This window comes from Spongiibacter sp. C9W (assembly GCF_057370015.1).
Window position 1 is genome coordinate 2,750,974 of sequence record NZ_CM170672.1, and the last position, 22,605, is coordinate 2,773,578.

Annotated in this window: 22 protein-coding genes and 1 riboswitch; of the genes, 12 read left to right on the forward strand and 10 right to left on the reverse strand. The window is 56.9% G+C overall.

Annotation, left to right across the window (positions count from 1 at the left end; genetic code table 11):
* Window positions 1–36 precede the first annotated feature (36 nt).
* Entirely contained in the window at window positions 37–543 is a 507-nt protein-coding gene (locus AC2Q8J_RS13040) for a GNAT family N-acetyltransferase (protein WP_486451489.1), read from the forward strand.
* A 274-nt stretch (window positions 544–817) separates the two neighbouring features.
* On the opposite strand, the gene AC2Q8J_RS13045 is transcribed toward AC2Q8J_RS13040, so the two are convergent.
* The 3 genes from AC2Q8J_RS13045 to AC2Q8J_RS13055 form a co-directional block, all read right to left on the reverse strand.
* On the reverse strand, window positions 818–1,003 hold the full coding sequence (locus AC2Q8J_RS13045; protein WP_486451490.1) for a DUF6435 family protein: 186 nt from the start codon (window positions 1,001–1,003) through the stop codon (window positions 818–820).
* Window positions 1,004–1,161: 158 nt separating this feature from the next.
* Entirely contained in the window at window positions 1,162–2,064 is a 903-nt protein-coding gene (locus AC2Q8J_RS13050; protein ID WP_486451491.1) for an NAD-dependent epimerase/dehydratase family protein, read from the reverse strand.
* Window positions 2,065–2,099: 35 nt separating this feature from the next.
* The gene (locus AC2Q8J_RS13055) at window positions 2,100–2,510 is read right to left on the reverse strand and encodes a nuclear transport factor 2 family protein (protein WP_486451492.1); all 411 of its coding nucleotides are present in this window, start codon (window positions 2,508–2,510) and stop codon (window positions 2,100–2,102) included.
* Between the two features lie 100 nt (window positions 2,511–2,610).
* Here AC2Q8J_RS13055 and AC2Q8J_RS13060 point away from each other — a divergent pair, with 100 nt between their 5' ends.
* Both AC2Q8J_RS13060 and AC2Q8J_RS13065 read left to right on the forward strand, forming a co-directional pair.
* Entirely contained in the window at window positions 2,611–3,468 is an 858-nt protein-coding gene (locus AC2Q8J_RS13060) for a LysR family transcriptional regulator (protein WP_486451493.1), read from the forward strand.
* 148 nt (window positions 3,469–3,616) lie between these two features.
* Complete coding sequence (locus tag AC2Q8J_RS13065) at window positions 3,617–4,081, forward strand: DUF4442 domain-containing protein (RefSeq protein WP_486451494.1); 465 nt, start codon at window positions 3,617–3,619, stop codon at window positions 4,079–4,081.
* 30 nt (window positions 4,082–4,111) lie between these two features.
* Here AC2Q8J_RS13065 and AC2Q8J_RS13070 read toward each other — a convergent pair whose 3' ends face one another.
* The 4 genes from AC2Q8J_RS13070 to AC2Q8J_RS13085 all read right to left on the reverse strand — a co-directional run bounded on the left by AC2Q8J_RS13070 (window position 4,112) and on the right by AC2Q8J_RS13085 (window position 7,512).
* Complete coding sequence (locus AC2Q8J_RS13070) at window positions 4,112–4,414, reverse strand: hypothetical protein (protein WP_486451495.1); 303 nt, start codon at window positions 4,412–4,414, stop codon at window positions 4,112–4,114.
* Between the two features lie 180 nt (window positions 4,415–4,594).
* The gene (locus tag AC2Q8J_RS13075; protein WP_486451496.1) at window positions 4,595–4,894 is read right to left on the reverse strand and encodes a ComEA family DNA-binding protein; all 300 of its coding nucleotides are present in this window, start codon (window positions 4,892–4,894) and stop codon (window positions 4,595–4,597) included.
* A gap of 110 nt (window positions 4,895–5,004) precedes the next feature.
* Entirely contained in the window at window positions 5,005–6,900 is a 1,896-nt protein-coding gene (locus tag AC2Q8J_RS13080; protein ID WP_486451497.1) for an N-acyl-D-amino-acid deacylase family protein, read from the reverse strand.
* A 21-nt stretch (window positions 6,901–6,921) separates the two neighbouring features.
* A complete protein-coding gene (locus AC2Q8J_RS13085) occupies window positions 6,922–7,512 on the reverse strand; it encodes a TetR/AcrR family transcriptional regulator (protein WP_374972592.1) in 591 nt (196 codons plus the stop codon).
* A 120-nt stretch (window positions 7,513–7,632) separates the two neighbouring features.
* Between AC2Q8J_RS13085 and AC2Q8J_RS13090 the strand changes: the two genes are divergently transcribed.
* The 3 genes from AC2Q8J_RS13090 to AC2Q8J_RS13100 all read left to right on the forward strand — a co-directional run bounded on the left by AC2Q8J_RS13090 (window position 7,633) and on the right by AC2Q8J_RS13100 (window position 13,023).
* Window positions 7,633–8,550: an alpha/beta fold hydrolase gene (locus AC2Q8J_RS13090; protein ID WP_486451498.1), complete on the forward strand. Its 918-nt coding sequence runs from the start codon at window positions 7,633–7,635 to the stop codon at window positions 8,548–8,550.
* A gap of 186 nt (window positions 8,551–8,736) precedes the next feature.
* Window positions 8,737–9,957: an argininosuccinate synthase gene (locus AC2Q8J_RS13095; RefSeq protein WP_204996275.1), complete on the forward strand. Its 1,221-nt coding sequence runs from the start codon at window positions 8,737–8,739 to the stop codon at window positions 9,955–9,957.
* A 123-nt stretch (window positions 9,958–10,080) separates the two neighbouring features.
* Window positions 10,081–13,023, forward strand: coding sequence for a choice-of-anchor I family protein (locus tag AC2Q8J_RS13100; RefSeq protein WP_486451499.1), 2,943 nt, complete (start codon window positions 10,081–10,083; stop codon window positions 13,021–13,023).
* A gap of 71 nt (window positions 13,024–13,094) precedes the next feature.
* Here the strand turns inward: AC2Q8J_RS13100 and AC2Q8J_RS13105 are convergent, their stop codons facing one another.
* Both AC2Q8J_RS13105 and AC2Q8J_RS13110 read right to left on the reverse strand, forming a co-directional pair.
* Complete coding sequence (locus AC2Q8J_RS13105; protein ID WP_204996277.1) at window positions 13,095–13,634, reverse strand: response regulator transcription factor; 540 nt, start codon at window positions 13,632–13,634, stop codon at window positions 13,095–13,097.
* Window positions 13,635–13,645: 11 nt separating this feature from the next.
* Window positions 13,646–14,905 (reverse strand): ATP-binding protein, encoded by a 1,260-nt coding sequence (locus AC2Q8J_RS13110; protein WP_286694647.1) that lies wholly within the window; start codon window positions 14,903–14,905, stop codon window positions 13,646–13,648.
* A 142-nt stretch (window positions 14,906–15,047) separates the two neighbouring features.
* Between AC2Q8J_RS13110 and AC2Q8J_RS13115 the strand changes: the two genes are divergently transcribed.
* The 4 genes from AC2Q8J_RS13115 (at window position 15,048) to AC2Q8J_RS13130 (ending at window position 20,582) form a co-directional block, all read left to right on the forward strand.
* Window positions 15,048–16,091, forward strand: coding sequence for a transporter (locus tag AC2Q8J_RS13115; protein ID WP_424144820.1), 1,044 nt, complete (start codon window positions 15,048–15,050; stop codon window positions 16,089–16,091).
* Window positions 16,092–16,177: 86 nt separating this feature from the next.
* Entirely contained in the window at window positions 16,178–16,717 is a 540-nt protein-coding gene (locus AC2Q8J_RS13120; RefSeq protein WP_424144821.1) for a hypothetical protein, read from the forward strand.
* 30 nt (window positions 16,718–16,747) lie between these two features.
* Window positions 16,748–16,903, forward strand: a riboswitch (cobalamin riboswitch).
* Between the two features lie 110 nt (window positions 16,904–17,013).
* Entirely contained in the window at window positions 17,014–19,101 is a 2,088-nt protein-coding gene (locus tag AC2Q8J_RS13125) for a TonB-dependent receptor (RefSeq protein ID WP_424144822.1), read from the forward strand.
* An 11-nt stretch (window positions 19,102–19,112) separates the two neighbouring features.
* Window positions 19,113–20,582: a PepSY domain-containing protein gene (locus AC2Q8J_RS13130; RefSeq protein ID WP_424144823.1), complete on the forward strand. Its 1,470-nt coding sequence runs from the start codon at window positions 19,113–19,115 to the stop codon at window positions 20,580–20,582.
* Between the two features lie 5 nt (window positions 20,583–20,587).
* Here the strand turns inward: AC2Q8J_RS13130 and AC2Q8J_RS13135 are convergent, their stop codons facing one another.
* Window positions 20,588–20,866: a peptidylprolyl isomerase gene (locus tag AC2Q8J_RS13135; protein ID WP_286694642.1), complete on the reverse strand. Its 279-nt coding sequence runs from the start codon at window positions 20,864–20,866 to the stop codon at window positions 20,588–20,590.
* Between the two features lie 81 nt (window positions 20,867–20,947).
* Here AC2Q8J_RS13135 and AC2Q8J_RS13140 point away from each other — a divergent pair, with 81 nt between their 5' ends.
* Entirely contained in the window at window positions 20,948–21,700 is a 753-nt protein-coding gene (locus AC2Q8J_RS13140) for a hypothetical protein (RefSeq protein ID WP_486451500.1), read from the forward strand.
* Between the two features lie 27 nt (window positions 21,701–21,727).
* Window positions 21,728–22,411 (forward strand): NAD(P)-dependent oxidoreductase, encoded by a 684-nt coding sequence (locus AC2Q8J_RS13145; protein ID WP_286694640.1) that lies wholly within the window; start codon window positions 21,728–21,730, stop codon window positions 22,409–22,411.
* Window positions 22,412–22,605: the final 194 nt, after the last annotated feature.

The window sequence follows — 22,605 nt, forward strand, 5'->3', positions numbered from 1 at the left end:
TTCAAGCAGTCGTTCGCACTGAGAGCAACTAGTTAGATGAGACTTGCATTATTCAATGATTCCGATGTGAACCCCGTTGTCGCGCTGTTTCAGCGGGGTTTCTCAGATGCTGAAGGAGAGGCAGAAGGGCAGATTATTGCGGATTTCGTTAAGGAGCTGATTTCAACAACACCCCCGTCTGAGGTTATTGGCTTTACTGCATGGGAAGGCGATGCTGTTGTTGGCGGTATTTTCTTTAGTCAGCTTATTGTGCCGAGCGGGCAGCGTGCCTTTATTTTGTCGCCAGTTGCGGTGTCGACGGATGTGCAGGGCAAAGGGGTTGGCCAGGCGCTTATTCGATACGGTTTGGATCATCTGAAGTCGCTTGGAGTTGAGTTGGTGTTTACCTATGGCGACCCTGGCTATTATTCCAAAGTGGGCTTTGAGCAGATTACCGAAGCGATAGTAAAAGCCCCATGTCCCTTGAGTCAGCCGATTGGCTGGTTGGCGCTCGCTCTATGGCGGTGCGGTTCAGGCGATGAGTGGCCCCACACAGTGTGTTGAGGCGCTCAATGACCCTGGGCTTTGGTAGCGTTTCAGTCGCTACAGCTTTCGGTTTTATTTAGCCGTTTCTCCCCCTTGGTAATGTTGGCTTAATTACCGTTACGTAATTGCTGTGTTGCCACCTGAAAGGGCCGCAGTTTCCTATCGTTCTCGACCATCACAATGTTAAGCGCATTCGGTAAGTTGGTGTAGAGGCATCGCTGGTTGTAACGTTGGTCAGCCAAGTACTGATCCTAGGTCTATAGTTACCGACAGCAATTTTTCCTTCCTTTGATCAACTATCGCTTTGTTCGGCGTCTTTGAGCTGTTGCATCTCAGCGGCTATCTGCTCGGCTTCGGTGGTGATCATCGAATACGCTTTAATATCGCCATTGCGCTGCGCGTGCATCGCTTTTTCCAGTTTGGCCAGATACGCCTTGTTGAGCTTAGCAACGGGGTCTTTCTTGAAGAGCGAAAACATGGTGTGGTCCTTGTAAACATGTCCTCTTTCTACGGTGGCCGGTCGGTTCTGGTTGTGATGCATTGCGCGGAAGGCGCCGCCAGCTTACCAAACGCTATTGGTGACACAGTGAGCAGGCCGCCAGCCACGCTCGCTGACGGCCTATTGCGTAATAGCGATCACTTCCCGCCGTAGGCGTTTATCAGAGTGTTGATTGTCGCTTTGATCTGATGGCGGTCGTAGCCCAGTTCGTCAACGGCTTCAGGCTCATAGCTAACCGTTGCACCGGCGCCGGCAAACATAATCACATTTGGCAGAAGCGGGTGGTCGTCCTCCCGGATCTCGAGCGTTTGCGGGTTGCCCGCTGCTTCGAACCAGAGTTCGAGGTATTCCTTCCAGCTGTAATTCTCATCGCCCAGCAAATAGGCCCGGCCTGATTCGCCGTGATCCAATGCTGCCAACGTCGCCTGGGCCACCGAGTGAGAGCTAATGTGGTTTGTGCCGCCCTTGGGGGCAAACACCGGCAGCTCTAAGGCGCCGCTGGCGTAGGCCACCAGCGCGCCAATATGGGGGATATCCAGTCCCGGTATGTGCCCCATAACAAAGGGTAAATTCAGGCTGCATACGGTGAAGTTGTCGCTGCTCATTGCGCGCACCGCCTCATCGGTATTGCTGCGCGACGTCACATAGGGGCACTCGCCAATACGATGCGCTGCCACTTGCGGGTAGAAGGTGCCAATGTATACGGCGCGGCGCACACCGGCCTCGCGAGCGGCGGCAAAAAAACGTGGTACCGCGTTATCGTTCACTTCCCGGTAGAAGTCGTCCGGCGTGACGCTGCCATCCATCGGCAGTTGTCGGATATCAGCTGCGGCCGCGAAGACTATGGCATCAAAGCCTTTTAGACGGCCGTCGCCCATATCGTCGTTGACATAGTCTCCCTGCAAAAAAGGCAGGGCAGCCAGAGTCGGTGCTGTTGGCTTGTTACGCGCCATAATAGTCACGTTATGAGCGTGTGATTTCAGATAGAGGGCCGCGTCGCCGCCAATCAAGCCGGAGCCACCGACAACAAGTACGTTCATAGTTATGCTCTCGTTATTGTGCGTGTAAATGGAATTTAGCTATCGAGCGGGTGATCGCTGGTCCACACCACGGTCACGTCCCGGCGGGCGTAGCGGTAAGCCCCTTCGGCGTAGACCACCTGTTCCTGGTAGCGAATCCCCATGTCCAGTTTTCGTCCCTGACCGGCCTTTTCGTAGATATGGGAGGCAATGCAGTAGGTTTCGCCTTCGTAGCGGTCGCCTTGCCACTCGCCCAGCTGATTGCCAACCAAATGAAAGGTCGCACTATAGTTATCGGCGAGTAGATTCAGCATGCCGACAAAGGCATCGGCACTCTCACAAAGCCACTCTGGGCCGCGCTGGATAAAGTCGTCGACGAGTAGCTCGCGCATGGCGTCGAACCTTCGGTCGTCGACAATCTGCGCATAGCGAAGCGCCAGGGCCTGAGCATCTTGCACACTGTGCATACATCAACCTCCAGAATTAATGGAATCGCTACAGTCTACGAAAGACTGCGCTGTTATAGTTAGTTCAATGAAATAACAATTATTGTGAGAAAATGTACAAATGGACTGGGATGATATTCGCTACTTCACGGTGCTCGCGCGCAGCGGCTCGCTCAGTAGTGCGGCGCGCAAACTGGGTGTGACCCATGTCACCGTGGCTCGCCGTATCGACCGCTTGGAAACGCGGCGCAAGGTAAAGCTCTTTGACCGCCTCCAGAGTGGCTACCGCCTGACTATTGCCGGCGAACGCCTGATGAGCGACGCCGAAGCGGTGGAAGAACGCTGTATTAATTTCGAGCGGAAAATGCGCGGCCAGTCCGATGTGCTGGCCGGTCCCTTAACGCTGTCGATTCCCGAGGCCACATTGATCGACCTGTCGGCGCCGTTAGCTGATTTTATGCGGCGATACCCGGATATCGAGCTCACCGTGTATGCCACCTCGGCGCAACATAACCTGAACCAGTCTCAGGCAGATATTCTTATCCGCATCACCGACCAGCCTCCGGAGTTATTGGTAGGGCGAAAACTGACGGATATTTCCCTGTTTGCCTATGGCACACGGGAGTATCTGGAGAGCATCGACGGTGAGTTGAATAAGGCCTCTTGGGGCATTTGGCAGGCGGCCTTTGACAGCAATCACGGCGATCGCTACTTCCGCAATATGGTCGACGATCCGCAAATCACCTTGCGTACCAATAGCAACAGCCAGTTGGTGGCGATGGTTCGGCAGGGTGTTGTGCTCGGCTTAATGACGGCGCCCATCGCCGCGCGCTACCCTGAGCTTCTGCCCGCTTGCGATGAGCCATTGGTGACCACCGAGCTGTGGTTGCTAACTCATACTGACCTGCGCGACTCTCGCCGGGTACGCTGTTTTATGGACTTTATGTCGGAAACTGCCCTGCGCCCCTGGATACGATGAATGCCTTTTCCCCGCCCTGACGCTAAATGCGCAAACGGCCGGCGGCGCTATCACGCCTTTGATAAATCGGTTAGTGTGCGTTGCTTGGTGCGCGGCTGGCGGGTAATACACGCCTCTGCCGTTTTTTACAGACAGTAAGGTAGACGATATGAAGTTGTCCCCGCGGCTATTTAAATTGATGCTTAATTGTTATCCGCCATACATCGGCGCGGGTGTAAAGGTGGACTACGTCAGTCAGGATTGGCAGCAGTTGCAGGTCTCTATGCCTTTGCGCTGGTATAACCGCAACGCGGTGGGCACGCATTTTGGCGGCAGCCTGTATTCGATGGTTGACCCCCACATTATGCTGCTGCTCATGCAGATTTTCGGCAAAGACTATTTGATATGGGATAAATCTGCAGATATCGAATTTATCAAACCGGGGCAGTCCAAAGTCACGGCGGTGATGACCATTTCAGATGAAGATATCCAGAATATTCGCGATAACACTGCAAACGGCGACAAGTACTTTGCCCATTTCACCGTCGATATTGTCGATGCCTCCGAGCAACTTGTATCGCGGGTGCGCAAGGTGATTTACATCAGAAAAAAGCCGCAGGCTCGCGGTAAGTAAAGCCTATATACGGCCGCTGCGCTCCCTGTGTCAGGGGGTTTCCGTATCCAACGCTAACTCCACCCAGCCCTTGATGGCCTCGATGTACACAAAACTCGCATTCAATGCGCTGACCTCGCGCACATCGCCGTGGCGGGGTGGGTCGTAGCTTTCCAGACCTTCCAGAGCGAGGCTGCTGGCCATGCTGGGTTTGCTGGTAAGGGCAGCGGGGGTGGTGTCGAGGTGAAGTTCCTGCGCGCTCCATATTTCGCCCTGCCGCTCAATGGGCTTGTTGGCATGTTGGTCGGCGAGAACGAATACGGCGGCCGTGCCAGCCATTTTTTTGTAGTGCATGGTGCTACCCATTGAAGTCAATCAAAAACTAACACTACGGGGCCGCAGCCGAGGCTGAGCTGACTTGGATCAAGCGCTTTTCACAAACTGGCTCTGATCAGTTTGTGAGGGGGGATGGCTTTGCAGAGGGGGGCGTTGCAAGGAAGCAGGGCACTGGCAGTGCTGCCAGTGCCAACGGCCTTACTTGCTTGCGGTGGTGTTTCGCGCCTCCAGTTCAATGATTGCGAGGTTATCCTTCAACACTTTTTTGCCAACACCGGGCACGTCGAGCAGGGCTTCGCGGTCTTGGAATGGGCCGTGTTGTTCCCGGTAACGCACAATGGCTTGCGCACGTTTTGGGCCCACGCCCTTTAGCTCCGTGAGCTCGGCAGCCGTGGCTGTGTTGACATTCAGTGCGCTGGCTGGGGCCGAGAAAGTCAGCGCCAGTACAAAGAACATACTGATAAGTGTAGCGAGTTGCGGCAGTGAATAGCTCATCATCCAAATCCTTTTTGTTGATGAAATAGAGGTGTGCGGTCCATGCACAATTTGAGTGTAGCACAGCATCTTAGGCGCGCTTGCCCGGTGCTAACATGCTGTGCCAGAAGGGCTTAATGCGCTCGGCGACGCAGTAGCCGGCCAAACTTTTGCTTGCCCAGCTGCGGCGAAAACTGCTGGTCGCGCCATGCACTTTGGCCGCCAATAAACACCTGTGTTACCACGCCGTCGGAGCGATTGACCAATTGCTCGTGCCGGAATTCCTCGCGGTAGCGCCGCTCTACATTGGCTTGGCCCTCGTAATTGGCAAGTTGCTTTGGGTCAACCAAAATCAGGTCTGCGGTATCGCCAACATCAATGCTGCCACCGTCGACGCCGAATACGTCGGCGGCATCGCAGGTCAGGCGTTTCACCATGTAGCTCACGTCCTTGTCGCCGCCTTCGGCCGCCAGCTTTAAACAGCGCAGGTTTACATCGTAAAAGGCCATGTTGGTGAGGTGGGCGCCGCTGTCGTTAAAACCGGGCAACAGAAGCGGGTTCATAATCAGCTCGCGGACCTTTTGCGGGTCTCTATTCGCGGTGATCGTGCTCCACGATAGCGCGGTGTCAAAGCTGCGCAGCAATTGCAACATAAAGTCGGCTTCGTCGTTGATTGCGGTGAAGTCGCGTTCGACGAGCTGCCGCTCTTCTTCGCCGAGGTCTTGCGGTGGCCGCTGCTGCAATATTGCCAGTACGCGCTCATACACGGTTTGCAGGTCTTTGCCCTGCCAGTTTTCAATGGGGCAGCGCTCGACGGTCATATCGGCAAGGGTGCGATTGAAGGCGTAGTCCTCAAGATTGAGTTTGCGCTTCAGGCGCGCCAGCCCCCAGCCCTGTTTACCGCTCATCCACATGCGCTTAAAGGCGCGAATATAGTCCGGGTCATTGAGGATGGCGAGGCGCGCAGCGCGGTCTTCTAAGTCGGTTTCATTGAGCGCGCGAAGTTCGGGAATTTCCTCTGATAGTGGCGTAATGACGCCGTCGGCCCAGGTTTTGAACGCTGCGCCAAGGGCCTGCATGTGGAAGTTGCCTTTCAGCCAGCGGCTGTTGAGCATTCGAGCCAAAAACAGGGCCAGGCGAACGATCTTCTTGTTGTTGGCGATATCCAGTGCGGCGACCACGGTGGTGGTGAGAGGGCGGCCGTGTAAGCGGCCGCTGGAGAGCAGAAACGTTTTCAGTGTGCCTAGAGCACTATCTTTAGGCGGTGTTGCCTGCCAGATGCCGCCGGCGTCACGCACCACTTGGGTGAGCGCTTTTAGCTCGCCATATTTGGCAAATTGTGTGGGGATGGTTTTGTGGCAGTTGGGTTGGTTCGCCAGATAGTGAAAGGGCAGGGCGTCGGTGGAAAGGCCGACGTAGCCGTCGGCGAGCGCGCCTTTCAGTGTACGTTGCATGGCACTGAGCTCGGCCTGGCTGGGGTCGCGGCTAATGCTGTCATTAAAGCCCATCGCATCAATGCGCAGCATGGAGTGGGGCAGCAGGGTGACCACATTCGGGCCGAGTGCGAGGCCATCGAGATGGTGTAGGTATTCGGCCGGGGTCTGCCAGGAGACTTTCTCGGCGCAGTCTCGCAGTACGCCCTTGGGAATATTCTCGACGCGGGCATAGCAGTCAACGATGGGGTCGGCGCCGTTTTCGCGTTGCGCGCCGAAAGCCAGCCCCAGGCTGCAGTTGGCGATCACCACTGTGGTAGTGCCGTGGCGGGTGGACTCGGGCAGTCCCGGTGCGACCTCCAGTTCCAGGTCATAGTGGGTGTGAATATCAAAGAGTCCGGGCATGGCCCACAGGCCCTTAGCGTCGATGACTTCGGTGTTTGGCCCGGGTACAAGCGCGGGGCCGCGGGCGAGAACGCGGCCGTTGCCGATGGCAATGTCTTCGATAACCGGGTCATGGCCACGGTTAAATACCTTGGCCTGTTTGATCAGGGTTTCTATTTCGGTCGAGGCGATGCTGCTGTGTTGGTTTGTCATTATTGTTATTCCCGTTTTGGTTTAGCTTGGGTGATGTAAGTAGCTGGCGAGCATTCGGGCTGCCTGCTGAATTACGGCATCTTTGTCCTGTTTTGTTTCGCTGTGAAATACATGGCGATGAACCACGCCTTCGGCCATCGCAAAGAGGTTGTAGGCCACGAGGTCGGCATTGGGCAGCTTGAGCGCGTGGACAAACTGCACCACGTGCTGCTGCAGTTTGGCTTCGCCGCGGTTGAGAATGTCGGCGAGCGTGCCGTCGACGTTGCGGCGGTGTTCGAAGATCTGGTGGAGCTCGGGCTTCTGTTCGTGGAAGTCGTAGATAAAGCGCAGGCTGTTTTCCAGGCGCGCCTCGATGTCTGTCGTGGGCGGGCTGCTCTGGTGATCATCGAGGGTGTGCTCGAGCTCGAAAAACCACTGCTCCGCCAGCGTGTGCAGCATGTCGTCTTTGTTGTCGAAATACTGATAGAAGGTTCCCGTCGCAACCTCGGCATGCTCAGCAACAATTTTTGCCGTACAACCCTCGTAACCCAGTTTGGCAAAGCAGTGCTCAGCGGCGCTAATCAGTGCATTGCGTTTGGCGAGTGCGCGCTGTTGTGTGGGCAGGGCTTTCATGAGTGGTTAGTGAGCCTTGTGTTGTTGTGGTGGCTAAAGGCAGTTCAGTATAAATTGAACTAGACGTCAAGTTCGGATTTGGCTACGGTGATTGCAACAACAATAAAAAGGGGTGAAATAATGGCTGCCGCTAACGATAAAACACTGTGGAATGAGGCCAACAAACAGCTTTGGCGAGAACAAGGGCGGATGCTGACCGTGCTGGGCCACCGTCTGTTCGTGCGCGATGACGGCGCGGCAGATCAACCGACAATACTTCTGATTCACGGCTTTCCCACATCCAGTTGGGACTGGCAGGGTTTATGGGAAGGGCTGCGCCCGGACTACCGCCTGATTACTTTGGATATGCTCGGGTTTGGCTTTTCTGATAAGCCCAAGCGCCGCGACTACAGCATCCATTTACAGGCTGATCTGGTGGAGGCCGTGCTCAGCGAGTTGGGTGTGCAGCGCTATCACGTGCTGGCCCACGATTACGGTGACACCGTCGCGCAGGAGCTACTAGCCCGTCAGCAGGAGGGCGGCGGCGTCGGGCAGTGGTTGTCAGGCTGTTTTTTAAACGGTGGCTTATTCCCGGAAACCCATCGCGCCTTGTTAACGCAGAAATTATTGCTGTCGCCGATCGGGCCGCTGCTGAATCGCCTGTCGGGCTTTGCCCAATTTCGCAAGAATTTCAGCCGGGTATTCGGCCCGGATACTCAGCCCAGCGACACGGAGTTGAACGCCTTTTGGTCGTTGATCAACGAAAATGATGGCAAGCATATCTTCCATAACCTGATCACCTATATGCGAGACCGAAAGCAGCACCGGCAGCGTTGGTTGGAGCCATTGCAGCGCGCGGAGCTGCCGCTGGCGCTGATTAATGGCTCGGTTGATCCGGTTTCCGGCGACCACATGGTGCAGCGCTACCAGCAGCTTGAGTGTCGTTTGGACTTTCTTGCGCGCCTGCCGCGCATCGGCCACTACCCGCAGGTGGAAGCCCCCAATGAGGTGCTGACGGAGTACAAAAACTTCCTGGCCACGGTGTCAGTGGAAGACTAGCGCCAATATAAGGGGGCGCGGCTTTCGCTAAATTTCGGTTCGCGGCGCTGAGGCGGGGGCATTTATTGCGATGATTCCTGCCCCAGCGGGCTTGCGGCATGGCACCAGCGGCCAAAGAGCGTTAAAATGGCGGCCTTTTTCCCACCCTGCGGCCCAGGTGCCTGCAGGCGTTTTTCGGAGTGTGTTATGTCGGATATCAACAAGGTGGTACTGGCCTATTCTGGCGGCCTGGACACCTCGGTCATTGTTAGATGGCTTCAGGAAACCTATGACTGCGAAGTGGTGACTTTTACTGCTGACATCGGTCAGGGCGAAGAGGTTGAGCCAGCCCGCGCCAAGGCTGAGGCACTGGGTGTGAAAGAAATCTACATCGATGATCTGCGCGAAGAATACGTGCGCGACTTTGTGTTTCCGATGTTCCGCGCCAATGCCATTTATGAAGGCGAGTACCTGCTGGGCACCTCCATTGCCCGCCCGCTGATCGCCAAGCGCCTGATCGAGATCGCTAATGAAACCGGCGCCGATGCCATTTCGCACGGTGCCACAGGTAAGGGGAATGACCAGGTACGCTTCGAGCTGGGCGCGTACTCACTGAAGCCGGGGATTCAGGTGATTGCTCCCTGGCGCGAGTGGGATCTGACCTCTCGCGAAACGCTGATGGCCTACTGCGAGACCCACAATATCCCGGTGGATTTCTCCAGCAAAAAGAAGAAGTCGCCCTATTCTATGGACGCCAACCTGCTGCATATCTCCTATGAAGGCGGCAAGCTGGAAGACCCTTACTGGGAGCCTGAAGAAGACATGTGGCGCTGGAGTGTTAGCCCAGAGGCGGCGCCCGACAAGCCAACCTATATCGAGATCGGCTACCAAAACGGTGACCCGGTTACGCTGAACGGCGAAGCCCTGAGCCCCGCGACCATGCTTGAGACCTTGAACAAGCTTGGCGGCGCCAACGGTATTGGCCGTTTGGACTTGGTTGAAAACCGCTATGTGGGTATGAAGTCGCGCGGCTGTTACGAAACACCGGGTGGCACCATCATGCTCAAGGCCCACCGCGCTATCGAATCAATCACGCTGGACCGCGAAGCGGCCCACCTGAAAGATGAGCTGATGCCGCGCTACGCCAAGCTGGTATACAACGGTTACTGGTTTAGCCCCGAGCGCCGGATGCTGCAAACTGCCATTGATGAGTCGCAGGGATTTGTGAATGGCACCGTGCGTCTGAAACTCTACAAAGGCAATGTGGTCGTAGTAGGTCGCAAGTCAGACAACTCCTTGTTCGACGAAGCGATTGCCACCTTTGAAGATGATGCCGGCGCCTATGATCAAAAAGACGCCGAAGGCTTTATCAAGCTCAATGCACTGCGCTTGCGCATCGCGGCGAACAAAGGCCGCTCGCAACTGTAAGGCAGGGCGAGGATGAGTAAGGGGGCTGCGCAGGCCCCCTTTTGCTGTGCGTGGCAGTGACTTAACAACAATAGTAATGAATAAATGGCGCTGCGGCGCCTTCCTCTGATTTAAGGCGTATTGATGATGGGATCCACCAAGGCTTTTGCAAAAACTCTATCGGTGCTTGCCGCTGCCGCACTCGGCCTGGCTGCCTGTAGTGGCGACAGTAGCTCCAGCAGCCGCAGCTTGTCCTATGAACTCAATTCGCGACAGTTTTTTGTTGAGGAGTCACTCGGCAGCGTGCAATTCCAAGGTGGCGCCAGCTTGGATCTCAGCCTGTCGATCGGCAGTAGCGCATTTCGCTCGACCGATGAAGGGAATAATTTTTTCTACACCTTAAGCGATCGCGGTCCGACTTTTGACTGCTCAGAGAGCCAGGCAATTATCGGTGTAGCGAATTTGTGTGGCGGAAATGCGGGTACGGTTTTCGCTCTGCCACAGTTTGCGCCGCAAATTCAAAAGTGGAAACTCAGCGGTGTGGGCACCAAGCTCAGCATTGAAAAGCTTGAGACCATTCGTATTTCCACGCAAAACGGTTCGGATGTAAACGGCCTGCCCAATGAGGGCTCAGGCGAAGTGGGTTACGACCCCAATGGCAATGAGCTGGGCACCAGCGCCAATGGCTTCGATCCCGAGGCGCTGGTGCGCCTGAATAATGGCCGCTTCTGGGTGGCCGATGAATACGGCCCCAGCCTGGTGTTGTTGGAAAGTGACGGCCGCATTGTGCGCCGCGAAGTTCCTCAGGGGCGTGGCGTCGACTACGTTGCTGCCGGGTACACCGTGAGTGAAGGCTTCCTGCCCGGTATTCTTGCTCGTCGCCAAGTCGACCGCGGGATTTCAGCCTTGGCCGTGACGCCAGACAACGAATTCTTATACTTTGTGATGGAAGCGCCGCTGGCTAACCCCAGCGTGGCAGCGGTAGCCGATTCGCGCGTGGTGCGTATCGTTAAACTGGCGTTGAATGACGACGGCAGCATTGCCAGTGTTGATGGTGAATACCTGTATCGCCTGGATACGCCCTCGCAGTTTGCGACCAAACACGATGGTAAAGGCGCGCTGGACAATGGTGAGTTTGTCAGCCAAAGCGAGGTGCGCGTAACCGAAGCGGCCGCCGTGGATGTTGACAGCCTGGTGGTGGTTGAGCAGGCTCGCGACGTGAGTAAGTACTACCGAATCAACCTCGCCAATGCGACCAGTATTCTGGGCAGTCAGTGGGACCAGGAGAGTACCTCGCCCAGCCTGGAAGAGCAGTTCCTGATTAGCGACGCGCCCTTTGTCGTGAAGCAACTGGGCTTTGACAGTTTGAGCATGCCGCTGCCGGCGGGTATTGATGCGCTCGGCGAAAATATTGAAGGTCTGGCACTACTCAGCTCGGCGTTTGTCGCCGTGGTGTCGGATAACCGCTATGGCGTGTATGACCAAAGCAGTGCCGGCGCGCGCAGCCGTATCAGCATTCTGCCGCTGGGTAGCTTCATTATCAGCAGCACGCCGCCCTATCGCCCAAGCCTGGATTATGCCGAGTCGGCCAGCTATCAACGTGCCGATGCCCAACCCGATACTGGCGCGGCAGAGATTGTTGCCGTGGATACCACCAATGACCAGCTGTTTGTGGTCAATGCCCAGCTTGGCATTGTCGAAGTGTTAGATATTGAAACGCCCCTGCAGCCTACGCTGTTGGGGCAACTCGATATTGCGGCGGCGGCCACCGATAGCGGTGTGACCCTCGGTGCAATCAACAGCGTGGCTGTGGGCACACAACACGTTGCCGTTGCTATTGAAAACAGCGACCGTCAGCAAAACGGTATTGCCGCGCTATACAACCTTGAAGACCTTACCCTGGCGGCCACGTTCGAGGTGGGTGCCGGGCCGGATATGCTGACCTTTGACCTGCTGGCGCAGCGCTTGCTGGTTGCCAATGAAGGCGAGCCCAATGATGACTACAGCATCGACCCCGAAGGCAGCGTAACCCTCATCGACCTGACTGACGGTGTTGATGCCGCGGAAGTCACACAGATCGGTTTCAGCGAATTTAATGCGGGCGGTGCGCGCGCCAGCGAATTGCCCGCCGGTGTGCGGGTGTTCGGGCCGGGTGCCAGCGTCGCCCAGGATTTGGAGCCGGAGTACATAGGCGTAGCGCTGAACAACAGCAAAGCCTTCGTCAGCTTGCAGGAAAACAACGCCGTAGCGGTGATCGATTTCGACAGCAAATCCGTCAGCGAGATTTTCGCGCTGGGCACCAAAGACTTTGGTGTGAAGGGCAATGAGCTGGATGTTAACGACGACGGCAGCATTAATTTTGGGCTGTGGCCGGGCGTGGTGGGTATGTACCAGCCGGATGCGATCGCGGCCTATCAGTTTGCAGGTAAGAATTTCTTTGTTACCGCCAACGAAGGTGATGCCCGCGATTACAGCGGTTTTTCCGAGGAGCTGCGCGCCAGTGACCTCGATGGTGTGAGTGGCCCGGATATCGACCCGGCAAACCCCAGTGCAAATGCAGCCGCTGACGACAACCAACTTGGCCGCTTGAAGGTGAGCAGCGAGGCGGGTAACACCGATGCTGACAACGACATTGAAGAAATCAGTGCCTTCGGTGCTCGGTCCTTTGCGATCTGGGATGAAGAGGGCAACTTAGTCTTCGACTCCGGCGCGGATTTGCTGCGCGTGACCCACGCTCTGCTGGGCAATAATGCCAACGACCGCGACACCCGCAGCGACGACAAAGGCGCCGAGCCTGAAGGCTTGACGCTGATCGCCAGCCTGGGGCGTGTCTATGCCTTTATTGGTTTGGAGCGCACCGGCGGCATTGCGGTGTACGACGTGACCTCGCCCTACGGCGTGCAGTTTGTGCAGTATGTGAACAATCGCAATTTTGCGGCTGACCTGCAAAACGAAACGGGCGATGTGGGTCCAGAAGGGCTGACCGGCTTCCTGAAAGAGGGCGTGGGTTACATTGTTGTCGGCAACGAGGTGAGCGGCAATGTACGCATCTTCGAACTCGATGCCGGAAACAGCGTTAGCGATTAATTTTGGGCCCTGCCGGGCCTTGCATCTCTGCCCCGGGTGTTGCCCGGGGTTGCTGACTTATATAGCCGCTTTTAAGACTTAACCGGCCGCTTCTGTAGTTTTCGCTGCAAGGTGCGCCGGTGCATTCCCAGCTGCCGCGCCGTGGCAGAAATATTGCCATCGTTATCCTTCAGAGCCTGTTGAATATGCTCCCAGGTCATGCGCTCCAGCGACGGTGCGTTACTGGGGGGAAGGGCTTGCCCCGGCTCAGGCTTTGAGCTCTCCTCCAGCGCGGCGAGAATCGCGGCGGTGCCAGCGGGCTTCTGCAAATAATTATCTGCACCCAGTTTTATGGCATCCACTGCGGTCGCGATGCTGGAATAGCCGGTCAGCATCAGCATGCGTATGTCGGGGAAGCGGTTGCGCAAATAGGGAATAATGTTCAGACCCGACTCCTGGTCAATTTTCAGGTCCACCACCGCATAATTCGGAACGTACTGCTGACAGCATTCGCGGGCCTCATCGAGATTATTCGCCAGCTTTACCTCATAGCCCTTGCGCGTTAGCGAACGTTGCAAGGCGGTGCAAAAGGCGTCGTCATCATCAATGACTAAAAAGCGTTTAGCGGTCATGGCGTATCCCCTCAATAGCTTCGCTGAGTAATCGCGGCCAGCGGCAGGCTTAGCTCCAGGCGACTGCCGCCTTCCGGGCGGCGCTGCCACTGTAGCTGGCCGCCGTAGCGTTCGGCCGTGGCGTGGCTGAGCAATAGGCCCAGCCCGAGGCCCTTTCCTTTGGTGCTGACATAGGCGCGGTGAATACGCCCCTCCGCGCCCGGCAGGCCTGGGCCGCGGTCACAAATCGTTATGTATAAATGAATGTCGTCGCGATGAACCGCCAGCGCAACATCGTCGGGGCTGGCGTCGGCGGCATTGTTTAACAGGTTGAGAATACTCTGCGAGACGGTGCCGTCCAAGTTGATGGACAGGCTCTTGCAGTCGTCGGCAATGGACACGGCGACAGCGCAGGCGGGGCGCATAAGCTGCCAGCGGTCGATAACGCCGTCGATATAGCTAACCACTGCTGTGGCTTCTGCTTGCTGGGTACTCAGGTCGCGAGCGGTGCTCACCAACTTATCGAGAATCTGTTTGCAGTGGTCGACTTGCTCGCTAAGTGCCTCCACATCGTCGGCATAGTTGTCGTCTATTTCGTCCAGCAAGTCTTCGCTAATTACCTTAATTGTGGCTAGCGGCGTGCCGAGTTCGTGCGCCGTACCGGCCGCGAGTGTGGCGACGGCGAGCAGTTGTTCGTCTTGTAGCTGGCGTTCACGCACCTGGGCGAGCTCGTTTTCTTTTTGGCGCAGGCTGGACGCCATGGCGGATACGAAGTAGCTGATAAGCAGGGCGCTGACCACGAAGTTCATCCACATGCCGACCATATGCATATTGATGGCCGGGGCGTTGTGCATATGCTGAGCGTGGGGCGAAAGGGGCGCCAGCGGGATGAAGTAAAACAGCAGTAGCCCATATGCCAGCAGCGATACGATCACCAGGCCCCAGGTGTAGCGCAGCGGCAGTGTTGTGGCTGATATGCACAGGGGCACTAACAGGTAAGAGATAAAGGGGTTGCTACTGCCACCGGAGAGGTACAGAACGGCGGTAAAGCCGGCGACATCAATGCACAGCTGAACGAAAAATTCTAAGTCGGTAACGGGCCAGCGCTGATAGCTGCGCCACCAGCAAAAGGCGGCAAAAATAGCGATGACGCCAAGCAGCAGCTCGAGTGTTACGTAGGGGAGGAGCCAGCCCAGCTGGTATTTGGCGAACTGCAAGGCACCGAATTGCCCGGCGATAACAACGCTACGAATCGCGCAGAGTCGGCGCATATTGGCGATGTCTGAATTCACAGGCCGCTCCAGATAAAGAGGCGAGTATAGCGCTTGTCGCCATGTAGGCGAATGACTGCGACATTTTGTCGCAGAGAGGGTGGCGGCGATTTTGCTACCATGTAGCCCACTTTAGGCTTAGTCATAACAACAGGCAATTTCTATGTCCCGCTCTACTCTTTGCACGGCGCTGCTGTCGGCTGCGGTTTTAAGCTCAACCCCTGTATTTGCGCACGACGACATTGTGCAGGTGGCGTCGATGGGCGCGGCCGCCCACGGCCCCATTGGGGTAATGGGCGACCACACTCACAAAGCGGGTGAGTGGATGTTCTCCTACCGCTATATGGCGATGGAGATGGAAGGCAATCTCGGCGGTGGTGACTCGCTCTCTGCCCGAGAGATTACCGGCACGATGATGAACCCCGGCCCCTATATGGTTGCGCCGCTAAGCATGGATATGGAAATGCATATGTTTGGTGCCATGTATGCACCCAGCGATGACGTTACGCTGATGTTTATGCTGCCCTACCTGAGTAACGAAATGGATCACCAAACGCGCATGGGTGGTAGCTTTACGACAGAGAGCAGTGGTTGGGGCGACGTGAAGGCCTCGGCGCTGGTCACACTGTATACCTCTGCCGATAATGCCCATCGAGTGCACGCCAACCTCGGGCTTAGCTTGCCAACTGGTAGCATTGACGAGCGCGATGACACGCCAGCAATGAAAAATGCCAAGCTGCCCTACCGCATGCAACTGGGTAGTGGCAGCGTCGACCTGCTGCCGGGTGTGACCTACAGTGGTCAGGAGGCGTCACTGAGCTGGGGCGCCCAGCTGGCGTTGACCATTCGCAGTGACTACAACGACAACGACTACCGTCTTGGCAATCGCGCCCAAGTAAGTGCGTGGTTGGCGCACAGCTTCTCTCCGGCGTTGAGCGCTTCGCTGCGCGTAACTCACAGCGCCTGGGGAAATATCGACGGTGCGCGAGACGATCTGAATCCGATGATGGTGCCAACGGCGGACCCCGATGCGCAGGGCGGCGAGCGCAGCGAGCTCTCATTGGGCCTCAATTACCTGTTCCTGAAAGGGGCTGCGAAGGGGCACCGGCTGGCGCTGGAATATGGCGAGCCGGTTTACCAGCACTTGGACGGTCCGCAAATGGAACTGGACTCGACGCTAACCGCGGGCTGGCAATACGCATTTTAATGCGCCTGTCATAGAGCTGCGTCAAACTCCGACATCAATGGCATGCTATTCTGGCATGCCATTTTTGGTTGTAAGGGAGTGCAGTAATGTCCAGAAAGCTAGTTATCAATATTCACCTGTATTTAGCCGCGTTCTTTGCGCCGATGGTGGTGATCATGGCGCTCTCAGGTGGGCTCTACCTGTTGGGTGTAAAGGGCAGTGTCGAAAAAGAGACCGTAGCTGTTGTGCCGGTAAAGATCGATACCCAAAGCCCCGACCTCGAGCAACAGGTGCGCGACTTACTCCAAGAGCAGGGCCTGAATAGTAACTTCCAGTATTTGAAGCACCGCGGCGAAAACCTGGATACTCGCCCGACCAACCGTCAGTTCTACCAGCTGATACAGCGCGACGATGGCCTGCATATTGTCGCTGCCAAGCCCGATTTGATTGCCGCTTTAATCGAGCTGCACAAGGGGCACGGCCCCACGTTGTATAAGCAGTTTGAAATTGCGTTCTCGATGGCGCTGGTCGTGATTATGCTCAGTGGTTTGTATTTGGGCTTTGCCTCAAAAGGGCTGAAAACACGCACCATACAGCTGAGCTTGTCCGGCACAGCGCTATTTCTGATTCTTGCCTTATTGGCCTGACAAACTTGTGCAGCGGGCGAGCTGTGGTATGCTCCCCCGCGTTCTGAAGGTGCCTGTCGACACGAGCAATCGGTCTGGCAGGTTAAACGGGAAGTTTGGTAAACCGCCAAGGTGAATCCAACGCTGCCCCCGCAACGGTGATCATTTCGATGAGAGCCCGATACCGGCCTTTAGACGTTAACAGCAATGAAGCGGAGGGCTTCATGCGTTGGACTTCTTCTGGCCCTTGCGGCTCGCTGTCGAATTCCCTCGTCCCCTCCCTCATGCGTTTTTTAACTTACGTTTGAGGTTTCACAATGAACAATACGCGATGTTTGCTGCTGTGCAGCGGGCTGGTGTGGTGCGCGCCAAATTTTGCGGAGCATCTTCAACTTGAAGAAATGGCGGTGACCGCCGAAGCCGACACGTCGGCGGGCTTATCGTTGTATGAGCAACACCGGGCCGGGTCTCGGCTGGGCTTAACCGTTATGGAAACTCCCGCCAGCGTGGCGGTCATCACCGGAGAAGACATTGCTGAAAAGGGCGACTTCTCGGGCTTGTCTGCGCTAACGCGGGCGGCGGGCTTCGCCGCCAATGCCTCGCCGGGAAATGGCGGCAGTGCCACGTCCGTTCGCGGGTTTGCCGGGCACAGTTCGGTGGTTAGCACCTATGATGGCAAGCGCTTGTATGTGGGCAGTGGCACGGTCAGCTTCCCTGCCGACACTTGGACAATGGCGCGCATTGAGGTGCTGCGTGGCCCTGGTTCGGTGATCAATGGTGTGGGCGCCATTGGCGCCACGGTGAATTACGTGCCGAAAAAGCCGTCCTTCGAGAAGGCGCCGAATGAGCTTGATATCAGTGCAGGCAGTTTTGGTTTGCGACGTTTTGCGCTGGGCCTGGGGGATGCGGTATCCGACCAGCTCGCCTACCGCATTGATGCGGTGGATCACCGCAGCGATGGTTACGTGGACCGCGCCGATGAGCATCGACAGGCGCTGGCGGTTGGTGTCTTGTTTCAGCAGACGGCGCAGTTGTCGTGGCAGCTTGCCGTCGATATTGCCGACACTGATGCCGCGCCGTACTGGGGAACGCCACTGGTCGATGGTCGGGTGCATCCGTCGACACGCCGCAATAATTACAATGTTAGCGATGCCTTCGTGTCTTATCAGGATTTGTGGCCGCGGCTCTCTGCCACTTGGCAGATCAGCGAGGCGGCGGTACTCCGCAGTGAACTCTACTACATGCGTGCCGATCGCCACTGGCGCAATGTTGAGAGTTACGCCTACAACTCGGCCTCTGGTGAGGTGGACCGGAGTTTCTATCTGGAAATACTGCACGACCAGGAGCAGTTGGGCTATCGCGCGGATGTCACCTTAGCGCAACCCCTACTGGGGCGTGACAACCGATTCAACATCGGTCTGGAAGTGAACGATATCGACTTCAGCCACCGCAACAACTCCCCTTACCAAGGCAGCAGTAGCGTCGACCTGGAGCAGCCTGCGCCGGGCCGTTGGCGCGACGGTGTGCAGAGTGCCACCAGCGATGACTTCAGCAGTGAGACACAGCAAGTCGCCTTGTTTCTCGACGATCATCTGCAAATCACGCCACAGTGGAGTGCCGTGTTGGGCTTGCGCTACGACCGACTTGAGATCGAGCGCAACGGCCAGAGCGCGTCGCGCAGTACCTCGTCGCCCAGTGGCGGCAGTTGGCGTGTTGGTGCGGTTTACCAGCCGTCAGAGGAAACCTCTGTCTATGCGCAATACAGCCGTGCACTCGACCCCATTGGATCGGTACTGACATCGGTGAACGATGACGTAGAGCTGGCCAGGGGTGAGCAAGTAGAGCTCGGCATAAAACAGCAGTACTGGCAGGGGCGTTTGCAAACCAGTTTAGCGGTATACGATATCGTCAAACGCGACCTGTTGAGCGCTGACCCCGGCGGTGTGCAGCGGCAAATTGGTGAGCAATCTTCCCGAGGTATCGAGTGGGAGGTGTATACACAGGTAAGCGAGTCGGTCAGCCTTGATTTTAATCTGGCATTGGCGCGGGCGCGTTACGAGGAGTTCGTGAAAGGCAGCGATGATCTTTCCGGGAACACCCCGCGCAATGTCGCCGAGAAAACCGCCAACCTGTGGCTGCGTTGGCAGTGGCATCCTCACTGGCAGCTGGGTGCGGGCCTGCGCTATGTGGGTGAGCGCTATGCTAATGACAGTAACACCTCGGTATTGCCGTCCTACCGCGTTGTCGACGCGGCCCTTCACTGGCAGGTCAGTGATGCCCTGCAAATAAGTTTGCGCGGTAAAAACCTGTCGGACACCCGCGACTATGTGTTGGCACCCTATGGTGATCAATGGATCCTGGCAGATGGGCGCGCTGCCGACCTCAGTTTGAATTATCGCTTCTGAGGCGCGGCGAGATGAAACTAAAGCGGTATTTATATCTGGGGCATCGCTGGCTGGGTGTGGCTATGTGCGTGCTGTTTGCCATGTGGTTTATCAGCGGCATTGTGCTGATGTATGTGCCCTATCCAGGCTTGAGCGAGGAGGAACGACTGGCGGGCTTGCCGCCGCTGCGGGCCTCTGCCGTTGCCGTTTCCCCGCGGCAGTTGTTGAGCGAGGCGGGCGTTACTCAGCTCAGCCTGCGCGCCATTGGCGATCGCGCTGCCTATGTTGTTGGTTTCAGCGATGGCCGAACAGAGCGGTATTACGCTGATACGGCCGAGCCCGTCGCCGCAATTTCTGCGGAGGAGGCCGTCGGGTTTGCGCAGGCCTTTGCCCGGCGCAGTGGTCGCCTGGCGGCCGGTGACGCTGGGGTGGTATCGGTGGCGAGTATCGACTACGACCAGTGGAGCTTATCGTCGAGCTTGCGCGAGCATCGCCCGCTCTTTCGGGTGGACCTTGGCACCGAGGATGGGCTTCAGCTTTATGTGTCGTCGCAAACGGGCCAGGTGCTGCGAGATACCACGCGCTTTGAACGCAGCTGGAATTGGCTGGGGGCCAACCTGCATTGGCTCTATCCGGCGGCGCTGCGTCGCCACTCAGAACTGTGGGCGCAGTTGGTAATTGCTTTATCGCTATTGGGGTTGCTGTCTATTGCCAGTGGGGCCGTTGTTGGCATTTGGCGTCTGCGTTTGCGCAAGCCCTACAAGGGGCGTCGTTATAGCCCCTATCGTGGGGTGATGAAATGGCACCACGTAATGGGGCTGATCTGCGTATTATTCTTCGCCACCTATATGTTTAGCGGTTTGATGTCGATGAGCCCGTGGGGAATTTTTTCGTCAGGTGAGCCCTACTCACGGCAGGCGCAGCGCTATTACGGCGGAGGGGAAATCGCGGACGAGGTGGCGTCACTGCCCACGCTTCAACAGGTTCTCCGTAGCGGGGAATACCGAGAATTACATTGGCGACGATTGGGCGGCGAATATTACCTGCTTGGCTCGCGCTCCCCTCGCCATACAGACTTATTGCGGCCGCTGTCCTGGCAGCGTGAGCCGGTGATGGCGGCGAAGATCGCCGATGCCGCAGCGCAGCTGCTGCCCGACCACGGCTACTGGGTTGAGGTGCTGGCCGGGCACGATGTGTACTACTACAGCCATCACCAGCGCTATCGTCCACTGCCGGTGATGCGGCTGCGTTTTGACGACCCACAGGCAACGTGGTTCCACATTGACCCGCTCACGGGTGAGCTGCGTGGCAGGCTTACTCAGCGCGAGCGATTGCGGCGCTGGCTATACAACGGCTTGCATAGCTGGGACTTTTTGCCGCTGTTGAACCGTCGTCCGCTCTGGGATGTGTTGGTGATTACAATGATGGTTTTGGGGGCTGGCTTTTCGATAACCGCGATAATCATCGCGGCGAAACGCCTTCAGGCGCGGCCCAGCAGGTGACGCTCTTAACCGCGAAAATACACCTGCACCAAGTGATAGCCGAACTTACTCTTGATCGGGCCGTGGGTCTGGCGCAGGGCGTTATTGAAAATCACCTTGTCGATGCTGGGTACCATTTGTCGGCGGCGAACTTCGCCGAGATCGCCGCCTTTCTTCGCTGAGGGGCACGTGGAATACTTGCGTGCCAGCACATCAAAGGCCTGCCCTTTCGAAAGGCGGCGTTTGATATCCAAGGCTTCGGCCTCCGTCGCGACAAGGATGTGGCGCGCCATTGCTGTGTTCATTGCGGGCATTCCCGGGCTGGTAATTAGGGGAGGCTGATTATAATGTGGCGGGCCTACGGTCGCGAATAGTTCCGAGTGTGTATGTCCCGCCCCGCCTTTAGCTTTGATGACATCGCTGCAGAATGCACGGTTACTACGGGATGCTATCGCCTGGATGGCCGTTTGTTAGGGCTTCGCATAGCGGTGCCTGAAGCGCTGCACGGCTGCCACCCTTTTAATGCCTCGGCCTACGACTTCTTGCAGCAGCTGCGCAAGGAAATTTTTGAATGGGGCATTATCGAATTCCCCGGTTTGCCGCTGAACCCCACCAATTACACCCTGGCGCAACGCGCGCCTCAGCAGCATGCATACAGCAGCAATCCCTATCTCACTGACTTTTGTCAGAGCCCCCACCAGGACACACCGCCGTATCCGACGGCCTTTTGGCTGGCTGCACCGCGCCGTTATTTCGCTACCTGGGTGATGGGCCATACGATGGCTGAGCGCTTTTACCAGTTGCAGGGCCAGCAGCCACAGCTTTCTGTTGATGCCTTACACGAGCAGTGGGTGGCTCGCAGTCTTGAAGAGGGCAGTAGTCTGCTGCTGAATCGTCAGCCGGGTTTATTGATACTCGATAATAGTCACCACAATCGCTTGTACCATGCGCGAACCAGCCTGCTGTCGGCGCAGCAGGCCGCCGATGTTTGCAGCGATACCCCGATGTACGCGTTTAACGAGGTGGGGCTACTGCATTATATTGACCAAATGGACAGTCGGCGCGGCGACGAACATCGCGATGCGCAAGCGCGACAACGGGTTGCAGAATTTATGGCCCGCGAGGGCTTGCAGGGCTGAGCTCAGGCTGACAGGCGAGGGATAAAAATGCGAATTTGTGTGGTGGGCGCTTCGGGCAAGTTGGGGCAATACATGGTTCGGCAGTTATTGGAGGCGGGTGATGAGGTCGCCGCTGTGTGTCGCCCCGAGAGCGTGAAAAAGCTGGACGAATTTGCCGGCCGCATTGAGATATTTCCCGGTAAAACCAATGACCGGGCAGTGCTGCGTCGCGCCCTTCAAGGCTGCGATGGTGCCGTAGTTGTGCTGGTGCCCTGGGGTGTCCAGCAGTATGCCTCTGGTACGGCGCAGGCGGTGCTGGATTATGCTGAGCCCGCCGCGCGCTTGGTATTTTCCTGTGGCTGGCACATCACCATGGATGGTCGCGACCGCTACCCCTGGCACTTCACGCTGTTGCTGAAACTGGTGGGTGCGATCGCAAAAATGCTGCGCCTGGTTGAGCTGGACGACCAGGTGGAAGCCTGTCGTCGGGTTTTTGCCAGCGACCGGCGCTGGACGGTAGTGCGTGGTTCCGACTTAGAGGAGGGCCCCAGCGAGGGGTTGCCAGTGTGGAGCGAGCACGTCGGCGACCCGATTTTGGCCAGCAATAAAACGCGGCGGGTGGATTTTGCTGGCTTTATGGTCGCGGCGCTTCGCGACGACAGTTTGCTGCACAAGGCGCCGGCAATCGTCAGTTGCCGCGCGCAATCTGTTATTGCTCAGCGTGGTGAATAGTCGGGTTTGGCTGCGGTTTTTACGGCCTAAAAAAAGCTATACCTCTATTCACTTTACCTATATAGTGGGCACCAGCTAGAAAGTAGCTCCTAATATTTATGCACGCCATTTCGATGTTCTACCTTTAGTTCTCGTCCTGATCTCATAAGTAATAGAAACACTTCCAGCACAACCGCCTCGTGTGAGGCAAAACT

What these genes read in the sequence shown, in the direction of transcription:
- AC2Q8J_RS13040 (WP_486451489.1), top strand. Translation starts at nt 37, where the DNA reads ATGAGACTTGCATTATTCAATGATTCCGATGTGAACCCCGTTGTCGCG.
- AC2Q8J_RS13045 (WP_486451490.1), bottom strand. Translation starts at nt 1,003, where the DNA reads ATGTTTTCGCTCTTCAAGAAAGACCCCGTTGCTAAGCTCAACAAGGCG.
- AC2Q8J_RS13050 (WP_486451491.1), bottom strand. Translation starts at nt 2,064, where the DNA reads ATGAACGTACTTGTTGTCGGTGGCTCCGGCTTGATTGGCGGCGACGCG.
- AC2Q8J_RS13055 (WP_486451492.1), bottom strand. Translation starts at nt 2,510, where the DNA reads ATGCACAGTGTGCAAGATGCTCAGGCCCTGGCGCTTCGCTATGCGCAG.
- AC2Q8J_RS13060 (WP_486451493.1), top strand. Translation starts at nt 2,611, where the DNA reads ATGGACTGGGATGATATTCGCTACTTCACGGTGCTCGCGCGCAGCGGC.
- AC2Q8J_RS13065 (WP_486451494.1), top strand. Translation starts at nt 3,617, where the DNA reads ATGAAGTTGTCCCCGCGGCTATTTAAATTGATGCTTAATTGTTATCCG.
- AC2Q8J_RS13070 (WP_486451495.1), bottom strand. Translation starts at nt 4,414, where the DNA reads ATGCACTACAAAAAAATGGCTGGCACGGCCGCCGTATTCGTTCTCGCC.
- AC2Q8J_RS13075 (WP_486451496.1), bottom strand. Translation starts at nt 4,894, where the DNA reads ATGATGAGCTATTCACTGCCGCAACTCGCTACACTTATCAGTATGTTC.
- AC2Q8J_RS13080 (WP_486451497.1), bottom strand. Translation starts at nt 6,900, where the DNA reads ATGACAAACCAACACAGCAGCATCGCCTCGACCGAAATAGAAACCCTG.
- AC2Q8J_RS13085 (WP_374972592.1), bottom strand. Translation starts at nt 7,512, where the DNA reads ATGAAAGCCCTGCCCACACAACAGCGCGCACTCGCCAAACGCAATGCA.
- AC2Q8J_RS13090 (WP_486451498.1), top strand. Translation starts at nt 7,633, where the DNA reads ATGGCTGCCGCTAACGATAAAACACTGTGGAATGAGGCCAACAAACAG.
- AC2Q8J_RS13095 (WP_204996275.1), top strand. Translation starts at nt 8,737, where the DNA reads ATGTCGGATATCAACAAGGTGGTACTGGCCTATTCTGGCGGCCTGGAC.
- AC2Q8J_RS13100 (WP_486451499.1), top strand. Translation starts at nt 10,081, where the DNA reads ATGATGGGATCCACCAAGGCTTTTGCAAAAACTCTATCGGTGCTTGCC.
- AC2Q8J_RS13105 (WP_204996277.1), bottom strand. Translation starts at nt 13,634, where the DNA reads ATGACCGCTAAACGCTTTTTAGTCATTGATGATGACGACGCCTTTTGC.
- AC2Q8J_RS13115 (WP_424144820.1), top strand. Translation starts at nt 15,048, where the DNA reads ATGTCCCGCTCTACTCTTTGCACGGCGCTGCTGTCGGCTGCGGTTTTA.
- AC2Q8J_RS13120 (WP_424144821.1), top strand. Translation starts at nt 16,178, where the DNA reads ATGTCCAGAAAGCTAGTTATCAATATTCACCTGTATTTAGCCGCGTTC.
- AC2Q8J_RS13125 (WP_424144822.1), top strand. Translation starts at nt 17,014, where the DNA reads ATGAACAATACGCGATGTTTGCTGCTGTGCAGCGGGCTGGTGTGGTGC.
- AC2Q8J_RS13130 (WP_424144823.1), top strand. Translation starts at nt 19,113, where the DNA reads ATGAAACTAAAGCGGTATTTATATCTGGGGCATCGCTGGCTGGGTGTG.
- AC2Q8J_RS13135 (WP_286694642.1), bottom strand. Translation starts at nt 20,866, where the DNA reads ATGAACACAGCAATGGCGCGCCACATCCTTGTCGCGACGGAGGCCGAA.
- AC2Q8J_RS13140 (WP_486451500.1), top strand. Translation starts at nt 20,948, where the DNA reads ATGTCCCGCCCCGCCTTTAGCTTTGATGACATCGCTGCAGAATGCACG.
- AC2Q8J_RS13145 (WP_286694640.1), top strand. Translation starts at nt 21,728, where the DNA reads ATGCGAATTTGTGTGGTGGGCGCTTCGGGCAAGTTGGGGCAATACATG.